The 15,926-nt window shown below is 54.0% G+C and carries 12 protein-coding genes and 2 pseudogenes; 8 read left to right on the top strand and 6 right to left on the bottom strand.

Annotated elements, in window-relative coordinates; genetic code table 11:
* Positions 1-11: 11 nt before the first annotated feature.
* Complete coding sequence (locus C8R21_RS04610; RefSeq protein WP_258192254.1) at positions 12-1,109, bottom strand: efflux RND transporter periplasmic adaptor subunit; 1,098 nt, start codon at positions 1,107-1,109, stop codon at positions 12-14.
* Between the two features lie 55 nt (positions 1,110-1,164).
* Positions 1,165-4,347, bottom strand: coding sequence for an efflux RND transporter permease subunit (locus C8R21_RS04605; protein WP_107761658.1), 3,183 nt, complete (start codon positions 4,345-4,347; stop codon positions 1,165-1,167).
* 254 nt (positions 4,348-4,601) lie between these two features.
* On the opposite strand from C8R21_RS04605, the pseudogene C8R21_RS04600 reads away from it, so the two are divergent.
* Positions 4,602-4,830 (top strand): annotated as a pseudogene (locus C8R21_RS04600) (transposase); the annotation flags it as partial.
* A 92-nt stretch (positions 4,831-4,922) separates the two neighbouring features.
* Here C8R21_RS04600 and C8R21_RS04595 read toward each other — a convergent pair.
* A complete protein-coding gene (locus tag C8R21_RS04595; protein ID WP_074975983.1) occupies positions 4,923-5,129 on the bottom strand; it encodes a YqaE/Pmp3 family membrane protein in 207 nt (68 codons plus the stop codon).
* Positions 5,130-5,265: 136 nt separating this feature from the next.
* On the opposite strand from C8R21_RS04595, the gene C8R21_RS04590 reads away from it, so the two are divergent.
* Both C8R21_RS04590 and C8R21_RS16635 read left to right on the top strand, forming a co-directional pair.
* Positions 5,266-5,580 (top strand): hypothetical protein, encoded by a 315-nt coding sequence (locus C8R21_RS04590; protein WP_107761656.1) that lies wholly within the window; start codon positions 5,266-5,268, stop codon positions 5,578-5,580.
* 308 nt (positions 5,581-5,888) lie between these two features.
* The gene (locus C8R21_RS16635; RefSeq protein ID WP_107761655.1) at positions 5,889-6,356 is read left to right on the top strand and encodes a glycosyltransferase; all 468 of its coding nucleotides are present in this window, start codon (positions 5,889-5,891) and stop codon (positions 6,354-6,356) included.
* A 14-nt stretch (positions 6,357-6,370) separates the two neighbouring features.
* Here the strand turns inward: C8R21_RS16635 and C8R21_RS04580 are convergent, their stop codons facing one another.
* Entirely contained in the window at positions 6,371-7,525 is a 1,155-nt protein-coding gene (locus C8R21_RS04580) for an NAD(P)/FAD-dependent oxidoreductase (RefSeq protein ID WP_107761654.1), read from the bottom strand.
* An 81-nt stretch (positions 7,526-7,606) separates the two neighbouring features.
* Complete coding sequence (locus C8R21_RS04575; RefSeq protein ID WP_107761653.1) at positions 7,607-7,807, bottom strand: hypothetical protein; 201 nt, start codon at positions 7,805-7,807, stop codon at positions 7,607-7,609.
* 138 nt (positions 7,808-7,945) lie between these two features.
* Between C8R21_RS04575 and C8R21_RS04570 the strand changes: the two genes are divergently transcribed.
* The 5 genes from C8R21_RS04570 to C8R21_RS04550 all read left to right on the top strand — a co-directional run bounded on the left by C8R21_RS04570 (position 7,946) and on the right by C8R21_RS04550 (position 15,479).
* Positions 7,946-8,875: a 2-hydroxy-3-oxopropionate reductase gene (locus C8R21_RS04570; RefSeq protein ID WP_107761652.1), complete on the top strand. Its 930-nt coding sequence runs from the start codon at positions 7,946-7,948 to the stop codon at positions 8,873-8,875.
* A gap of 32 nt (positions 8,876-8,907) precedes the next feature.
* Positions 8,908-10,365: an FAD-linked oxidase C-terminal domain-containing protein gene (locus tag C8R21_RS04565; RefSeq protein ID WP_107761651.1), complete on the top strand. Its 1,458-nt coding sequence runs from the start codon at positions 8,908-8,910 to the stop codon at positions 10,363-10,365.
* A gap of 47 nt (positions 10,366-10,412) precedes the next feature.
* Complete coding sequence (gene glcE / locus C8R21_RS04560) at positions 10,413-11,507, top strand: glycolate oxidase subunit GlcE (protein ID WP_107761650.1); 1,095 nt, start codon at positions 10,413-10,415, stop codon at positions 11,505-11,507.
* On the top strand, positions 11,508-12,857 hold the full coding sequence (gene glcF, locus C8R21_RS04555) for a glycolate oxidase subunit GlcF (protein ID WP_107761649.1): 1,350 nt from the start codon (positions 11,508-11,510) through the stop codon (positions 12,855-12,857).
* A gap of 294 nt (positions 12,858-13,151) precedes the next feature.
* On the top strand, positions 13,152-15,479 hold the full coding sequence (locus C8R21_RS04550; RefSeq protein WP_107761648.1) for a DNA translocase FtsK: 2,328 nt from the start codon (positions 13,152-13,154) through the stop codon (positions 15,477-15,479).
* Positions 15,480-15,807: 328 nt separating this feature from the next.
* On the opposite strand, the pseudogene C8R21_RS16585 reads toward C8R21_RS04550, so the two are convergent.
* Positions 15,808-15,926 (bottom strand): annotated as a pseudogene (locus C8R21_RS16585) (methane monooxygenase/ammonia monooxygenase subunit C); the annotation flags it as partial.

Genomic DNA, 15,926 nt, shown 5'->3' with positions numbered 1-15,926 from the left:
CACTTTCATTATCAGTTTCGTGAAGAAATACTGTTGATACGAACTCTGTCTCCGTTTGAAATTCCATCCGGTGGATTTTCGATAATACGATCATCGGGCTTCAAACCTGCGCTGAGTTCAACGAGTTTGCCCAAATCACGCATGATCATGACAGGTTTCAGTACAACTCTGTCATCAAGGCCAATCGTTGCCACACTTAAACCTGCTTTGTTGAATATCAGAGCACTTGCCGGTACGCTCATCGTAGGCCTATTATTAGGTAACCTGAAATTCACATTTGCAAATCCACCTGGAAGTAACTCTCTCCTCGCATTATCGATCTGGATTTGTATCTGGGTCGCACCGGACACATTATTGACAGCTTGTGCCGATGCAACAACAGCAGCAGTATAAGTCTTGTCCGGATGCTCCGGCACAGCGATAGTTACCTTGGTGCCGGGGGAAATGTCGGGTACGTAAACCTGCGGCACATTGACATATACACGCAATATTGTTGTACTCGACACCTCGAAAAGCTCTTGCCCTGTTCCACTGCCGCTGTTTATGAGTGCACCGATGTCTGTTAGTCGGGCAGTGATGAGCCCGTCAAACGGTGCAACGATACGCGCAAAAGATTTCAATACTTGCAGGCCATTTACATTTGCACGAGCAGCATTAACCAATGCTTGCTTGGTCATGAAATCACCTGTTTTTTCCGCGGCCGCCTGCTTTGAAACATAGCCGGAATTCAATAATGCTTCCCAGCGTTCCGCGGTAGTCTTTGCCAGCGATGCGGTCGCCTCTGAACTGGCAAGATCAGCCTTTGCCTGTAACAACTGCTGATCGAGGTCTGGCGTCTCGATCTCGGCAAGTAATTGGCCGGCCTTCACCTGAGTCCCGATATCCGCTTTCCAGCTTTTCAGATAGCCATTCACGCGTGCATATAGGATTGCGCGGGAATATGGCTGCAGGCGACCAGGTAGATCAAGGGATGTAGTGTTTTCCTGCATGCCGGGTGTGATGACTGCGACAACGGGAATTGCCTGTTCACTGGTCCAGCTGCGAAGCTGCTTGCTTGCAGAGACACGACTGATAAGACCAATTGTAACTATAGCAACGATGATGATCATCGCAGCTGTACCAAGAACAAGGAGTCTCCGAGTTGAGATTCGGGACCCGGAAGAGTCAGGTAGCATCGGCTTCTAGGGCGTCGAAGGTGGCAGATATGCGTTTCCTGGAATGCCGTTCATGTATAACGCTAAAAACGACAGGAATGAAGATCAGCGTTGCAACTGTGGCAAAAATCAGGCCTCCAATCACAGCCCGGCCAAGCGGGGCATTCTGCTCACCGCCCTCGCCAAGACCTAACGCCATAGGTAGCATCCCTATGACCATCGCAAGAGCGGTCATCAGGACTGGTCGACAACGCACGAAGCCGGCTTCCAGCGCAGCTGCAGTAGCGTCTCCAATCGCATTTAACCGTTCCCGCGCGAAACTGATCATCAGCACGCTATTCGAGGTTGCTACACCCATACACATGATTGCGCCGGTTAAGACTGGCACCGAGATTGGAGTGTGTGTAATGAACAGCATCCATACGATTCCAGCGAGCGCAGCAGGCAATGCGGTGATGATAACGAATGGATCAGTCCAGGACTGGAAGTTCACTACAATCAGCAGATAGATAAATACGATTGCGCCAAGCAAACCAAACAACAATCCGGAGAAAGCACTTTCCATGGTTTTTACCTGGCCAAGCAGTAAGATTCTTGACCCTTTTGGCACCTCACCTGCAGTATCGGCAAGGATGCGACGAAGGTCACTTGCCACCGCACCGAGATCTCTTCCTTGCGTCGTCGCATGGATTTGCACCATCGGTTGAATATCATATTGGCTGACCAATGCATTACCGCTGGTGCGCGTGAGACTGGCAAGCCCGCCAAGCACTTGTGAATTGCCGTCAATACCCCCGATCGGAATGCCTGCAAGGGCGCCGAGTGTATCGAGGCGATACTGCGGTGTTTGCATCACTATCGGATATTGCACGCCGTTCTGGGGATTTAGCCAGAAAGTGGGCGCCACTTGACTGCTGCCAGCGAGATTGGCCACCAAACTATTCGTGACATCACGCATGGTAATTCCCATTTCCTGTGCACGAGTTCGGTCAACATCTACGTTAAAAACAGGTCTCCTGCGGGATTGCTGGATACGAACATCCACAACGCCAGGAATTGCTCTGATTTTAGGCAGCAACGATCCGGCATAGTCAAAATTTGCCTCCAGGTCGGTGCCGCGTATCTGCAGTTCGACCGGCGCAGGCGAACCGAAATTCAGGATTTGGCTTACGATATCAGCCGGGGGAAATGAAAATGCCACCCCTGGAAACCGGCGCGGCAACTCTTCGCGCAGCTTGCGCACATAATCTTCGGTACGTTGATGCCCGGGATTCAGCGCAATCTGGATATCCCCGTCCTGAGTACCCATTACCCCCGTGTTGTTGTAGGTCAAGTTGATGCTACTCGGGGGAAGACCGATATTGTCCACCATTACGTCGATTTCATCGGGTGGAATGATTTCCCGGATGGATTTCTGGATCTGAGCAAGTTGATTGGCACTCTCCTCCACACGAGTGCCAACCGGGGTACGCACATGCATCAGAATCTGGCCGCTGTCCACTGCAGGAAAGAAATTTTCCCCTAAAAAGGGTAACAATAAAAAAGAAGCAAGCACGAATACGAGAAATCCACATATGAACGGGTACCGGTGTGCCAGCGTAAATTCAAGATATTCACGGTAACGGGCTCGAAAATGTTCAAAGCGTGCTTCGAAGCGGCGCTGAAAATGTACTAGCGGATTGCGTGATGATTGGCTCTCGTCCCAGGATGAATGCGGATGCAATAAATACTTGGACATGGTTGGGACAAGAGTGCGAGAGAGAATGAAAGACCACGCAACTGAAAACATGACTGACATTGCCAGTGGTATGAATAGAAAGCGCGCAACTCCTTCCAGAAAGAACATCGGCACAAAAACGATACAGATACACAATAAGGACACAAAAGCCGGTGTCGCGATCTGCGCAGCTCCATCCATGATCGCTTCCTCAACTTCTTTCCCCTGTTCCAGATGTAGATTGATACTCTCGATCGTCACGGTTGCATCATCGATAAGTATGCCAACAGCAAGAGCAAGTCCGCCGAGTGTCATGATGTTGATTGTTTCCCCCAAGGCTGCAAGGCAGATGATGGCTCCGAGAATCGATAAGGGGATCGATACCGCCACGATTACCGTTGAACGCCAGCTGCCGAGAAACAACAGTATCATGATGCTTGTCAATACAGCCGCGATAGCCCCTTCCAGCACCACCCCATTGATTGCCGCCCGCACGAAAAACGATTGGTCATTGATGGGCTTGATCTCGAGATTCTCCGGCAGAGCAGGCTTTATTTCATCCAGCTTGGCGCGAATACCAGCAACGATGGCAAGTGTGGATGTCATGCCGTTTTTCAATATGGTCATTACCACAGAGCGCGTGCCATCGACGTGCACGATATTGGTCTGCGGCGCATTGCCGTCACGAATATGCGCCACATCACGGATATAGATTGTTGCGCCGTTGACAACCTTGATGGGGAGATCACCGAGATCCTCGATTGCGGTGGCCACATTGTTCAGTTGAAGCGTGTACTCAAATGCCTCTATTTTCTGTGTACCTATTGGTGTAACCAGGTTTTGTGCGGCAAGGGCGTTTCCCACATCCTGTGCGCTTAACCCGCGTGCTTGCAGTGCTTCCTGATCGAGATCAATCTGTATCTGCCGGGTTTTTCCGCCATATGGAAACGGAATCGCAGCGCCGGGTACCGTCACCAGCCGCAGGCGGATGGTGTTCATGGCAAGGTCAGCGAGAGCCTGCTCGGACATACCCTTGCCGGATAGCGCGAGCTGAAGGATGGGGACTGTTGCGGCGTTATAGTTGAGAATCAGTGGCGGCGTTGTTCCCTGGGGCATCTGCCGCACCACGGTTTGCGAGATCGCTGTAACTTGAGCATTGGCGACTGCTATGTCTACGCCAGGCTGAAAAAAGATTTTGACAATTCCAGAACCCACATAAGAATTCGCTTCGATATGCTCAATGTCATTGACTGTCGTCGTCAATGAACGCTGAAACAGCGTAGTAATACGTCCCGCCATCTCGTCCGGGGGCAAGCCAGTGTATTGCCATACAACCGCAATTACTGGAATACGAATATCCGGGAAGATATCGGTTGGAGTCCGAAAAACTGTAAGGGGTCCCAGAATCAGGAGGAGAAGTGCCAGTACGATGAATGTATATGGGCGCCGTAAGGCAACCCGGACAATCTCAATCACGAGATTCTTTCTATCGAAGCAAGCTTCCCAAAAGGAAGAGTGTCAGGAATCATAGACGAGTAGATAATTTCCTTGAGAAACGAGTTACGGGTATCAGGAATTTTTCCAGGTCCGCTAAGCACGGAATAGGGGGTAAAGCTCAATGCGGCGGCGGTATTAAAAATGTAGTAGTTCAGATTTGATGGGTCCCACAAAAATGTAGCCAGCGGCAATGTTAGTTTTCGGCAAAACTTACCTTTGGGAAGGGATTTTGCATGAAGACGAAACAGTTCAGCGTGGAGCAGGTTGTTGCGGTATTGAAGGAAACGGAAGCTGGGATGCCGGTTGCCGAGTTGATTTGCCGCATTGGTATTTCCGAACAGACGTTTTACCGCTGGAAGAAGCAGTAAGCGGGGCTGGACAGCGCAGGCAAGACAGCTCAAACAATTGCAGGAAGAGAACGAACGCTTAAAGAAGACAGCGTCTCGCCAGATCAAGCTTGATTGCATCAAAGTGGGAAATAGAAGCAGGCTATCCCTCTAACTCCTGACCTCGGCGCATGACGATTGGTAAAGAACTGATCGTGTTATCACCTCTTACGGAGGATCTGCACGTTTTTGACCGAGAGCTTTTTCAATTTTTTGGTCCGTCTTATACTGGCTCAATGCGTACACTGCCCAAATCGTCGCAGGAATCCAGCCGATAAGCGTTATTTGCAGAAGCAAACAGATAACGCCCGTAATGGGCCGGCCGATTGTGAAGAAGGTTAGCCAAGGGAGGAACAAAGCAATAATCAAACGCATACGCAGAGCCTTTCAGGGGGGCGTTAATGGCTATTATTGCCCATCCCACAAAAAAGATAAATAAACACGATAGTCCCCGGCCATGGCGCGGGACTAATAAATCTGCTTATTCACTCGCGGTTTAGTTGAATCGATTATGATAAAAAAAGGAAAGTACAAGACAATCGTAATGCTCGGAACATCGCCTGAAGCACATGGTGGAATCGCGACCGTGGTCGGCAACTACGAAGATTGCGGGGTGCTGAAGAAATGGAAGGTCAAGTATGTAGTGATGACGCATGTGCAGGGTTCCAGATTTGCCAAAGCATATGCGGCAGGAGTAGCGATGCTGCAGTTACTCTACATGCTGGTTACTGGTCAGATTGGATTGCTTCATGTGCACATGTCTTCAACAGTCCAGATTTCGTTGATTTTTTTGAGCAGGAGTGCGGAGAATGTAGAAAAAAGTTAATCAGATTTCTGCTATCGCGAGCGCTATATGTTATTGCCTTATCCCCTGGTTGGGCTAAAGATATCAAGAAGATTTCTCCTGCTACACGTACAGTAATTCTTTTTAACTCCGTACCGCTACCTGCTCCGGTGTTACGCGAGAAAGAGATAGACGAAAGTAGCAGCGATTTATGTGATCCCCCTCTTATATTATTTCTTGGTCAGGTTGGTAAGCGTAAGGGTACATTTGACCTGATTCGAGCGGTGGCGTTACTGAGCGAAAATTTCAGGTTAGTTATCGGGGGCGATGGCTAACTGCAGCGGGCCCAGATGTTGTCGGAAGAACTGGGTGTCAGTGACAAGATTCTGTTTGCGGGGTGGCTTGGTAAAGCAGAAAAAGATCATTTGCTCGCTCGAGCAGCTATCTTTGTACTTCCTTCATACCACGAAGGGGTACCTATGGCGATCCTGGAAGCGATGTCCTGGGGGATTCCCATTGTGACTACCCCTGTTGGAGGCATGCCCGAGGTGGTAACGGAAGGACAAGAGGGCCTACTGGTAAACTCTGGTGATATCGTAGGACTCGCACATGCGTTAGCGCGTCTGCTTGCTGCGCCATCCCTTCGCCGGGCATTCGGAGAAAGAGGAAGGCACAAGATCGAGTCCAGGTTCTCTATAAAGGTTCTTGCAACCGCAACTGGAACAGTTGTGGATAGACTCCGGTGTGTCAGGGCCAGGGCCAGAGCTAGAGCCAGTGATGCAGAGAGGGGAGATGCATGCTCCCGAGATTCAACCTAAAGTATGATCTCCGGCTACTCCATTACCGCCGGCAGCTCGGCAGCCAGTGCATTCTTTTCCTTGGTTGCCGCTCCTAGCAGGGCGTAGCCGAGCAGTTTGCCCTCGGCGGTTTTGTACAGGGCCTTCACGCCGCTTTCATCTTCCTCCACTAGCCATTCGCCCTGCGCACCCGCTGCGGGCGGCGATACGACGGCCGGGCAGGCTGGCGTTTTAACCAGGACAGGCATCGCCGGATAGCGTATCGGAGTGGGCGTTTCAGCGAGAGTCGACGCCAGCCCGCGGGCGGCATGCATGATCGGCATGACGAAGGGTAAAATTCTGCCTTCCACCTCTGCGCAATCGCCCAACGCGTAAATGTCCTCATTGTGCGTCTGCAAGGAGCGATTTACCACTATTCCCCGGTTCACCCCCAGGCCCGCAGCCTGGGCGAGGGTGGTGCGTGGGCGCAACCCGACGGCGGAAAGCACGATATCGGTCTGCAGCGTTTCCCCGTTGGCAAGAGTCAGGTGAAAACTTTCATGGATCCGTTCCACGTATTCGGTTGCGGCGCCCAGGTGAAAAACGACACCGGCAGCTTCGAGCCTGCGTTGCATGAAAGCACCTCCAGTCTGGGGCAGAAGCCGACCCAGCGGGTGGACACTGATATCGATTACCCTTACCCGATAACCTGCTGCCGTCAGATCATTCGCAAACTCACAGCCGATCAGGCCGGCCCCAAGGATGGTGACGTCCTTTTTTCCTCCCAGGGCGTCGCACAGCCGCTGGTAATCCTCCAGATCGTTGACTGAAAGAATGTCTTTCGCACCTTCTCCTTCCAGCGGCAAGCGGATTGGATTGGCTCCCATGGCCAGAACGAGCTTGCTGTATGAAACTTTCTCTCCATCCTGTAGAGTTATTGTTTTGCTGGATGGATCAATAGCGCTTACGCGGCTATAAGGCCGAATTGTCAGCTTAAGCTGCTCGGCCATTTTCTCCGCGCTCGCGGTGACTATGGAGGCAGGTGTTTTGCCTGTCGCCAGGGCATTCGAAAGCATCGGCTTGGAATAGAAGCCGCCGTGATCCGCGGAAATGATCAGAACGGGGGTTGTAGTATCCAGTTTGCGGAATTCCCGTGCGACGGTGTAGCCGCCAAGGCCGCTGCCAATAATGACGATTGGTTGTGTGCTCATGCTTGAGTTTTTGCCCTGTTGACGTTGCTGCTCGTACTGCAATGGTTGCTGAAGCTGCTCCGGTTTCGATTCGCGCTGCGTTCAATGTTCCGTGTTGGGGACCGTATCGCCATGGACGATACGGTAAGGATTACTGCGATATTTTTGAAATGCAGTCATTTCTGCTCCAGAGTAGATTTCTCCAAAATGTCGATTTGATTTTTGATGTGCCGGAAAATTCCAGCCTGCCAGTAATGTTTTTGCTCCAGAGCCTGAGAAAAAAATTGAGACGAATATGCTCATGTTTCCCGCCATTTCCGTCAGACATCTAAAGTTTACACCAGACGAGCTCAGACTCATGCGAAAATCGGAAGGCAGGGAACGAGTGGGAGAGTAGCGAAAGTGAATAATCACTGACGCGGTCAGCACATAGGTACGGGTATGACGGGCAGAACGAAAATTGGTTTCATCGGTCTTGGTATCATGGGTAAGCCGATGGCGAGCCATCTGATGAGGGGCGGCCATACCTTATTTCTGCATTCCCGCAGCGGTGTGCCAGCAGAATTGCTCACGCAGGGCGGGCAAGCCTGCTCTTCACCGGCTGAAGTCGCGCAGAATGCTGACATTATCATTACCATGCTTCCGGACACAGATGATGTGGAGCGGGTGCTGTTTGGTGATGACGGGGTCGCGGAGGGATTGAATACCGCGCGAAGTAAAGGCAGGATTGTGATAGACATGAGCACTATCTCGCCAGCTGAGACGCGGAAATTTGCCCATGCAATCAATGAGCTTGGGTGCGAGTACGTGGATGCGCCCGTTTCGGGCGGAGATATCGGCGCACGGAATGCCACTCTCACCATCATGGTCGGCGCCACTCCCCCGGCATTTGAGCAAGTGAAGCCGGTTCTTGAGCTAATGGGTAAAACGATAACCCTGATCGGTCCCAATGGCACGGGCCAGGTTTGCAAGCTTGCCAATCAGATCATCGCCGCGCTTACTATCGAGGCGGTGGGCGAAGGTCTGTTGTTTGCCTCGAAAGCGGGTGCCGATGTGCGGAAAGTACGCCAGGCGTTAATGGGCGGTTTCGCATACTCCCGCGTGCTGGAAGTACACGGCGAGCGCATGATCGAGCGCGCGTTTGAACCCGGGTTTCGCGTCGAACTGCACCGGAAGGATCTGGGTCTTGCTTTGTCCAATGCGCGAGCATTGGGCGTGAGCCTGCCCGGTACGGCGACGGCTCAGGAACTGCTGAATGGGTGCATCGCGCATGGCGGTGCCGGATGGGATAGTTCTGCCATGGTACGGATGCTGGAAAAACTGGCGAATCATGAGATCAAGCCCCCGGAAGACTCGCATGATGAACCATGAGTTGAATGAGTTGAATTGGCGGCAATGACCTTATGAACGACGCCCTCGAACTTGTAAAAAAGCTTCGGACCTTTCTGCCTGTGGAATCGGTGCTGCATGAGACCGAAGACGTGAGGCCGTACGAGTGCGATGGCCTGTCCGCTTATCGGCAAACGCCCATGATCGTGGCGCTGCCGCGGACTGAAGATGAAGTAGCGGAAATTCTGAAGGTCTGTCATGCATTGAAGATTCCTGCGGTCGCTCGCGGGGCGGGCACTGGCCTCTCCGGTGGTGCCTTGCCGCACCCGCAGGGGATGCTGTTGTCGCTGGCGAAGCTGAAAAGCATACTGGGGATCGATGCGGCAGCGCGTACGGCAAGGGTGCAGCCAGGCGTGCGCAACCTTGCGATCAGCGAAGCTGCGGCCCCTTATGGACTGTATTACGCGCCTGATCCTTCCTCCCAGATCGCCTGTTCCATCGGGGGTAACGTAGCGGAAAACTCCGGAGGCGTGCACTGCCTGAAATACGGACTGACCGTTCACAACATTCTCAAACTGCGTGTCTTGACCATTGAAGGCGAACTTCTCGAAATTGGTAGTGACGGTCTGGATGCTCCCGGCTACGACCTGCTGGCGCTCATGACGGGCAGTGAAGGCATGCTGGGTATCGTGACCGAGGTGACGGTGAAACTGACTCCCCGCCCGGAGAAAGCCCAAGTTGTCCTGGCTGCATTTGAGGACATCCGCGATGCGGGGAATGCGGTAGCGAATGTGATCGGCGCCGGCATCATCCCGGCCGGAATGGAAATGATGGACAGGATCACGACCGGGGCAGTGGAAGAGTATGTCCACGCTGGCTATAACACCGAAGCGGCTGCGATCCTGTTATGCGAATCCGACGGCGCGGAAGAAGAGGTGGCGGAGGAGATCGAACGCATCGACGAGATTATGCGGCAAAGCGGCGCAACGGAAGTCAGGATCTCCCGCGACGAAGCCGAGCGCGTCAGGTTCTGGGCGGGACGGAAGGCGGCTTTTCCTGCCGCAGGCCGGGTTTCCCCTGATTACTATTGCATGGACGGCACCATCCCGCGCAAGAATCTCGCAAGCGTGCTGGCCGGAATCGAAGCGCTTTCTGCTGAATACGGGCTGCGTTGCATGAATGTCTTTCATGCGGGTGACGGTAACCTGCATCCGCTGATTCTTTACGATGCCAGTCATCCGGGAGAGCTGGAATTGACCGAGGAATTCGGGGCAAAAATACTCAGGATGTGCATAGAGGCTGGAGGAACCATTACCGGTGAGCACGGCGTCGGCATTGAAAAGATCAACCAGATGTGTTCCCAATTCAAGACAGGTGAGCTGGAAATGTTCCATGCGGTAAAAGCGGCTTTTGATCCTGAGAGCTTATTGAATCCCGGAAAAGCCATACCTACCCTGCGGCGCTGCGCGGAGCAGGGAGCGATGCACGTGCATCGGGGCAAAGAGAAATTCCCCCAGTTGCCGAGGTTTTGAAGTCATGCCCATTTCATATACTCCCCACTGCCTGAGGCTGACGTCGCATGCAGGAAATCATTGATCAGCTTGCGGCGAGCATTCGCGCCGCTGCGGCGGCTAATGCGCCGCTATGTATCCGCAGCGGCGGCACCAAGGATTTTTATGGCCAGCAGGACAAAGGGCGAGACGGGGCGGGGGGGAGCATTCTCGATCCCTCGGCTTATGCAGGTATAGTGGATTACGAACCTACCGAACTGGTCGTCACGGCTCGGGCGGGCACCCGCCTGGGGCAACTGGAAACCGAATTGAATGGGCGTGGTCAGATGCTTGCGTTTGAGCCACCGCATTTCGGGGCTGCTGCCACCTTGGGCGGCTGTATCGCGACGGGGTTATCCGGCCCACGCCGCGCCTCGGCAGGGGCCGTGCGGGATTTCGTGTTGGGCGTGCGCATGCTCGATGGCAGAGGAGACGATCTGAGCTTTGGCGGCCAGGTAATGAAGAACGTGGCCGGCTATGACATCTCACGTTTAATGGCGGGTTCCCTGGGTACATTGGGATTATTGCTGGAAGTTTCCCTGAAAGTCCTTCCCCTGCCTGCGGAAGAGCGCACGCTGCGTTTATCGATGAGTGAAGCCGAAGCTGTCGAGATGATGAATCGCTGGGCAGGCAAGCCGCTGCCGGTTTCGGCCACCTGCTTCTGCGACGGCGAACTCACGGTAAGGCTGTCCGGCGCAACCTCCGCCGTGCGTGCGGCGCGTGCGGTATTGGGAGGAGAAGAAATTACCGAGGAAACATCTTTCTGGGAATCGATACGGGAGCAGGCACATCCTTTTTTTCGATCAGGAAAGCAGCTCTGGCGCTTGTCCATTAAATCGACTACTGCTCCCCTGTCCTTGCCTGGAAAACAATTGATCGAGTGGGGCGGCGCGTTGCGATGGCTCTCAGTCGATGCAGGGATGGATAACGAAGCTGTACAGGCGCTTGTCCGCAAGACCGCAAGGGATGTGGGGGGACACGCCACCCTGTTCCGTAGCCGGACGCCCGCTGCTGCTGTGTTTCATCCGCTTCCGCCGGCTATGATGAATATTCACCGCCGCCTCAAGGAGAAATTTGACCCGATGCGCATTTTCAACCCGGGCCGTCTATATCCCGAACTATAAATGCAAACCAATCTCGCTGATTTCATCAAGGATACTCCCGAGGGAAAGGAAGCTGAGGCAATACTGCGAAGCTGCGTTCATTGCGGCTTCTGCCTCGCCACCTGCCCGACTTATCAATTACTGGGAGACGAACTCGACAGCCCGCGCGGGCGCATCTATCTGATGAAGCAGATGCTGGAAGGCGAGCCGGTGACGGAAAAGACGCAATTGCATCTCGACCGTTGCCTCACCTGCCGCGCTTGCGAGACAGCTTGCCCGTCGGGCGTGCGTTACGGCCATTTGTTAGATATCGGCCGCGGCATTGTCGAAAAGAAGGTGGGACGAGGACTTGTTGCTGGAAGCATGCGATATGTGTTGCGACAGGCGTTGCCGAACCCGGGCCTGTTTGCATCTTTGTTGAAGATAGGCCGGGCTGCCCGTCCGTTGCTGCCAGAGGGTCTGAAGGATTCGATCCCTGCTGCACTCGTGAAAGAAAGCCGGTCGCTTCGCGCTGCCCGGTATGAGCGCAGGATGCTGGTGCTCCAGGGCTGCGTTCAACCGGGGCTGGCACCCAATATCAATGCTGCTGCCATGCGCGTGCTGGATAAGCTCGGCATATCACTCATCAGCGCTCCGGATGCGGGGTGCTGTGGCGCGGTGTCTTACCATCTCAATGCCCAACAGGAAGGGCTGGATTACATGCGCCGCAATGTGGATGCATGGTGGCCCTATGTCGCACCCGAAACGGAAAAAGGGCCGGGAGCGAAGCCGGGAACAAAGGAGCGGGCAACAGGAGGAGCAAACGAGGAAACAAGGGGCATCGAAGCAATTGTCATGACTGCGAGCGGCTGCGGCGTGACAGTGAAGGAATACGGTCATCTGTTGCGGCATGATCCCGCATACGCGGAAAAAGCAGCGCGCATTTCAGAGTTGACCAGGGACATCAGCGAGATCGTGGAAGCGGAGATGCCAGCGCTCGTTTCTCTTCTCAGTAAATCGGCTGCCGGGATGGAAAACTCGAAGCAGAAGCTTGCTTTCCATTCTCCCTGCACTTTACAGCATGGAATGCGTATCCGGGGTGTCGCGGAGAAGATTCTGACTGCCGTCGGCTTTGATTTGACCTATGTGCCGGATGCGCATCTTTGCTGTGGCTCCGCAGGGACCTACTCGATCCTGCAACCGGAGTTATCGCAGCAGTTGCTGAAAAACAAAGTAACGGCGCTCGAATCCGGCCATCCGGACCGGATCGCCACTGCCAACATAGGTTGCCTCATGCATATACGCAGCGGCGCCGCGCTGCCGGTCGAGCACTGGATCGAGATACTGGACGAGAAGCTTGAAGTTGCTCAACCTGGCACGATTGAAGATTAGCATTTTCAATGCTCCTTCTTCTCTTCATCCCTCATTCCCGTTCACCCTGAGCTTCGAAGGATAGAGGGGGGGCAGACCAGCCCTGCGGCAAGCATGTCCTAAGCTTTTCGAACGGCTCGGACATGTCTGGCGAAGTGAACGGCCTCAAGGAAGGAGGAAGGAAGATTTATTCCAATGGAATAAGAAGCAAGGTGGAAGCCCTCCTGCTGCTTATTCCGCTGTAGTGGTTTTATTTTTAACCCCCCATCCAACTCTTATATAATCCATGTTGTTACTGTTCCTGCTGCTATATCCATGAGCTTCGTCAACAAGCCAATGGCAAAAAAAATCAGTCCCGACCCTTTGCCGCCCAGAGTCGCTCGGCTCCTGCGGGAGTCGGCGAGTCTTGCCCTGCTGGGTGTTGCACTCTATCTGGTGCTGATATTTTATGGATATGAGCGCGCCGACCCTGGGTGGTCGCACAGTGGCGATGGGCCCGCGCAGAATCCCGGCGGCATGGTAGGGGCCTGGCTGTCCGACCTGATGCTGTACTTGCTGGGTGTTTCCGCCTGGTGGTCAGTGCTGTTTTTACTTTTCCTGGTATGGTGGATGTATCGCCGCATCGATGGGAGCATATTCGACCGCCGCCCGTGGTTTGTTTCGATGGTCGGCTTTCTGCTGTTACTCGTGGCGAGCAGCGGAATGGAAGCCCTGCGTTTCTACTCCCTCAAGGTGGTTTTACCGCAGATGCCGGGAGGTGTGCTGGGTTTCCTGCTCAGTAAGAGTCTATCCCAGACACTGGGCTTTACTGGCGCAACGCTGGCACTCCTGATATTGATTGCAATTGGTTTCAGTTTATTTACGGGGCTATCCTGGCTGCGCCTGGTAGAGCAGATAGGCGCCTCGATAGAAGGTTTTTTCCTGTTTATCTGGCGCAGTATAGAAAGCGTCTTCCTGTTTATCGGCCGTGGCTGGCGGAGCAGGCGGGAACGTCATGTAGGAGCCGTTTCCGCCATTAGGCGAGAAGAGCTGGTGGAAGTGGAAAAAAAGCGCTTGCAGGAACACCCGCCTTTACACATTGAACAACCGGTCGCAGCACTCCCCAAACCGCGCAAGGTGATCAGGCAAAAGCAGACTCCGCTTTTTCCTGATCTGCCTGATTCCACTTTGCCGCCATTACGCCTGCTCGATGAGCCGCCAAAGAAAGAAGTGGAAACTCTGTCGACGGAAACACTGGAATTCACTTCTCGCCTGATCGAGCGGAAACTGATGGATTTCGGAGTAGAGGTCAAGGTAGTGGCGGCATATCCCGGTCCTGTCATTACGCGCTATGAGATCGAGCCTGCCGTCGGCGTGAAAGGTAACCAGATTCTCAATCTGGTCAAAGACCTGGCGCGATCTTTATCAGTGGTAAGCATTCGTGTCGTCGAGACCATTCCAGGGAAGACTTGGATGGGTCTGGAAATTCCCAATCCCAAGCGGCAGGTCGTGCGCTTGTCTGAAATTCTCAGTTCACAGGCTTATGCCGATATGGGATCGCCCCTGACCATTGCCCTTGGCAAGGATATCGGTGGACATCCGATAGTGGCAGACCTGGCGAAAATGCCGCATGTACTTGTCGCGGGAACGACGGGATCGGGTAAGTCGGTCGCCATCAATGCCATGATACTGAGCCTCCTCTATAAATCCACCCCGGAGCAGGTACGGCTGATATTGGTGGACCCGAAGATGCTTGAATTGTCGGTATATGAAGGCATCCCACACCTGCTGGCTCCGGTGGTTACCGACATGCGTCAGGCAGCAAGCGCCCTGCGCTGGGGCGTCGCTGAAATGGAACGCCGCTACAAGCTGATGTCCGCGCTTGGTGTCCGCAACCTGGAAGGCTATAACCAGAAAATTCGTGAGGCGATCAAGAATGAGAAACCCATCCTCAATCCGCTGAGCCTCACTCCGGAAGCACGGGAACCGCTGGAGGAGATGCCGGTAATTGTCGTGGTGATAGACGAGCTGGCGGATCTGATGATGGTCGTGGGCAAGAAAGTCGAGGAGTTGATTGCCCGGCTTGCACAGAAGGCGCGTGCGGCAGGGGTTCATCTGCTTCTCGCCACTCAGCGGCCTTCCGTGGATGTGATCACCGGACTTATCAAAGCCAATATTCCGACACGCGTAGCTTTTCAGGTATCGAGCAAGGTGGACTCACGCACAATCCTGGACCAGATGGGAGCGGAAGCGCTGCTGGGGCAGGGCGACATGCTTTATCTGCCTCCTGGAAGCGGGTATCCACAGCGGGTTCACGGCGCTTTCGTCGCCGATCAGGAAGTGCATCGGGTCGTGGAATATCTCAAGGAGCACGGTGAGCCGCGGTACGTGGACGGGGTGCTTGACGCATCGGATGAGGAAGGCGGAGGGGGCGAAAATGGGGTGGCGGGGCAGGAAGGTGCCGAGAGTGACCCGCTTTATGATGAAGCTGTCGCCATCGTGCTCAGATCTCGACGCGCTTCCATCTCCCTGGTGCAGCGGCACCTGCGCATTGGTTACAACCGCGCTGCGCGGTTGATTGAAGAAATGGAGCGGGCAGGCCTCGTCTCGGCCATGCAAAGCAACGGCAACCGGGAGGTCCTGGTTCCCGCGCGCACCGAATAGAAGGGTGCTGTCGAAGACGGCGTTTGTAACCTATCGTTATTGATGGGTTGCGCTGCGCTCCCCCATCCTACAGCTCTACATCTCGGCTAAAGCTGAGCTTGCTGGACCGAGCGCGGGACAAAACCAGGAGGCGTAACAAGAAGTAGGGCGGGCTTTGTCCGCCGTTACACCGTCAGGCAGTAAAGTGCGCTGGATGCTCAAATGATACCGCCCGCTCTCCCTGATTCGGGAAGCGGGCGGTGGGTTTCGGTTATTTCAGCCTTTCAGTGTATCGGCCTCAATCTTAACCTCCGAGCTCATCTTGAGCGATCAAGGGCAGGAGTCAATCCTAGAACTTCTTGTCGTACGGCATGATGCGGTTGTTGAGGATGACTTTGCTCTGGCCGTTCCAGACCACGTCCGTCAGGTTGGAGTAGCGGGTGATGATCTGTGCTGCAATCCCGCCTG

It is taken from the genome of Nitrosospira multiformis (assembly GCF_003050865.1).
Classification (GTDB): Bacteria; Pseudomonadota; Gammaproteobacteria; order Burkholderiales; family Nitrosomonadaceae; genus Nitrosospira; species Nitrosospira multiformis_E.
The sequence above is the reverse complement of the archived record's forward strand: the minus strand, read 5'-3'. Positions and strand labels throughout refer to the sequence as shown.

What these genes read in the sequence shown, in the direction of transcription:
- C8R21_RS04610 (WP_258192254.1), bottom strand. Translation starts at nt 1,109, where the DNA reads ATGATCATCATCGTTGCTATAGTTACAATTGGTCTTATCAGTCGTGTC.
- C8R21_RS04595 (WP_074975983.1), bottom strand. Translation starts at nt 5,129, where the DNA reads ATGCGTTTGATTATTGCTTTGTTCCTCCCTTGGCTAACCTTCTTCACA.
- C8R21_RS04590 (WP_107761656.1), top strand. Translation starts at nt 5,266, where the DNA reads ATGATAAAAAAAGGAAAGTACAAGACAATCGTAATGCTCGGAACATCG.
- C8R21_RS16635 (WP_107761655.1), top strand. Translation starts at nt 5,889, where the DNA reads ATGTTGTCGGAAGAACTGGGTGTCAGTGACAAGATTCTGTTTGCGGGG.
- C8R21_RS04580 (WP_107761654.1), bottom strand. Translation starts at nt 7,525, where the DNA reads ATGAGCACACAACCAATCGTCATTATTGGCAGCGGCCTTGGCGGCTAC.
- C8R21_RS04575 (WP_107761653.1), bottom strand. Translation starts at nt 7,807, where the DNA reads ATGAGCATATTCGTCTCAATTTTTTTCTCAGGCTCTGGAGCAAAAACA.
- C8R21_RS04570 (WP_107761652.1), top strand. Translation starts at nt 7,946, where the DNA reads ATGACGGGCAGAACGAAAATTGGTTTCATCGGTCTTGGTATCATGGGT.
- C8R21_RS04565 (WP_107761651.1), top strand. Translation starts at nt 8,908, where the DNA reads ATGAACGACGCCCTCGAACTTGTAAAAAAGCTTCGGACCTTTCTGCCT.
- glcE (WP_107761650.1), top strand. Translation starts at nt 10,413, where the DNA reads ATGCAGGAAATCATTGATCAGCTTGCGGCGAGCATTCGCGCCGCTGCG.
- glcF (WP_107761649.1), top strand. Translation starts at nt 11,508, where the DNA reads ATGCAAACCAATCTCGCTGATTTCATCAAGGATACTCCCGAGGGAAAG.
- C8R21_RS04550 (WP_107761648.1), top strand. Translation starts at nt 13,152, where the DNA reads ATGAGCTTCGTCAACAAGCCAATGGCAAAAAAAATCAGTCCCGACCCT.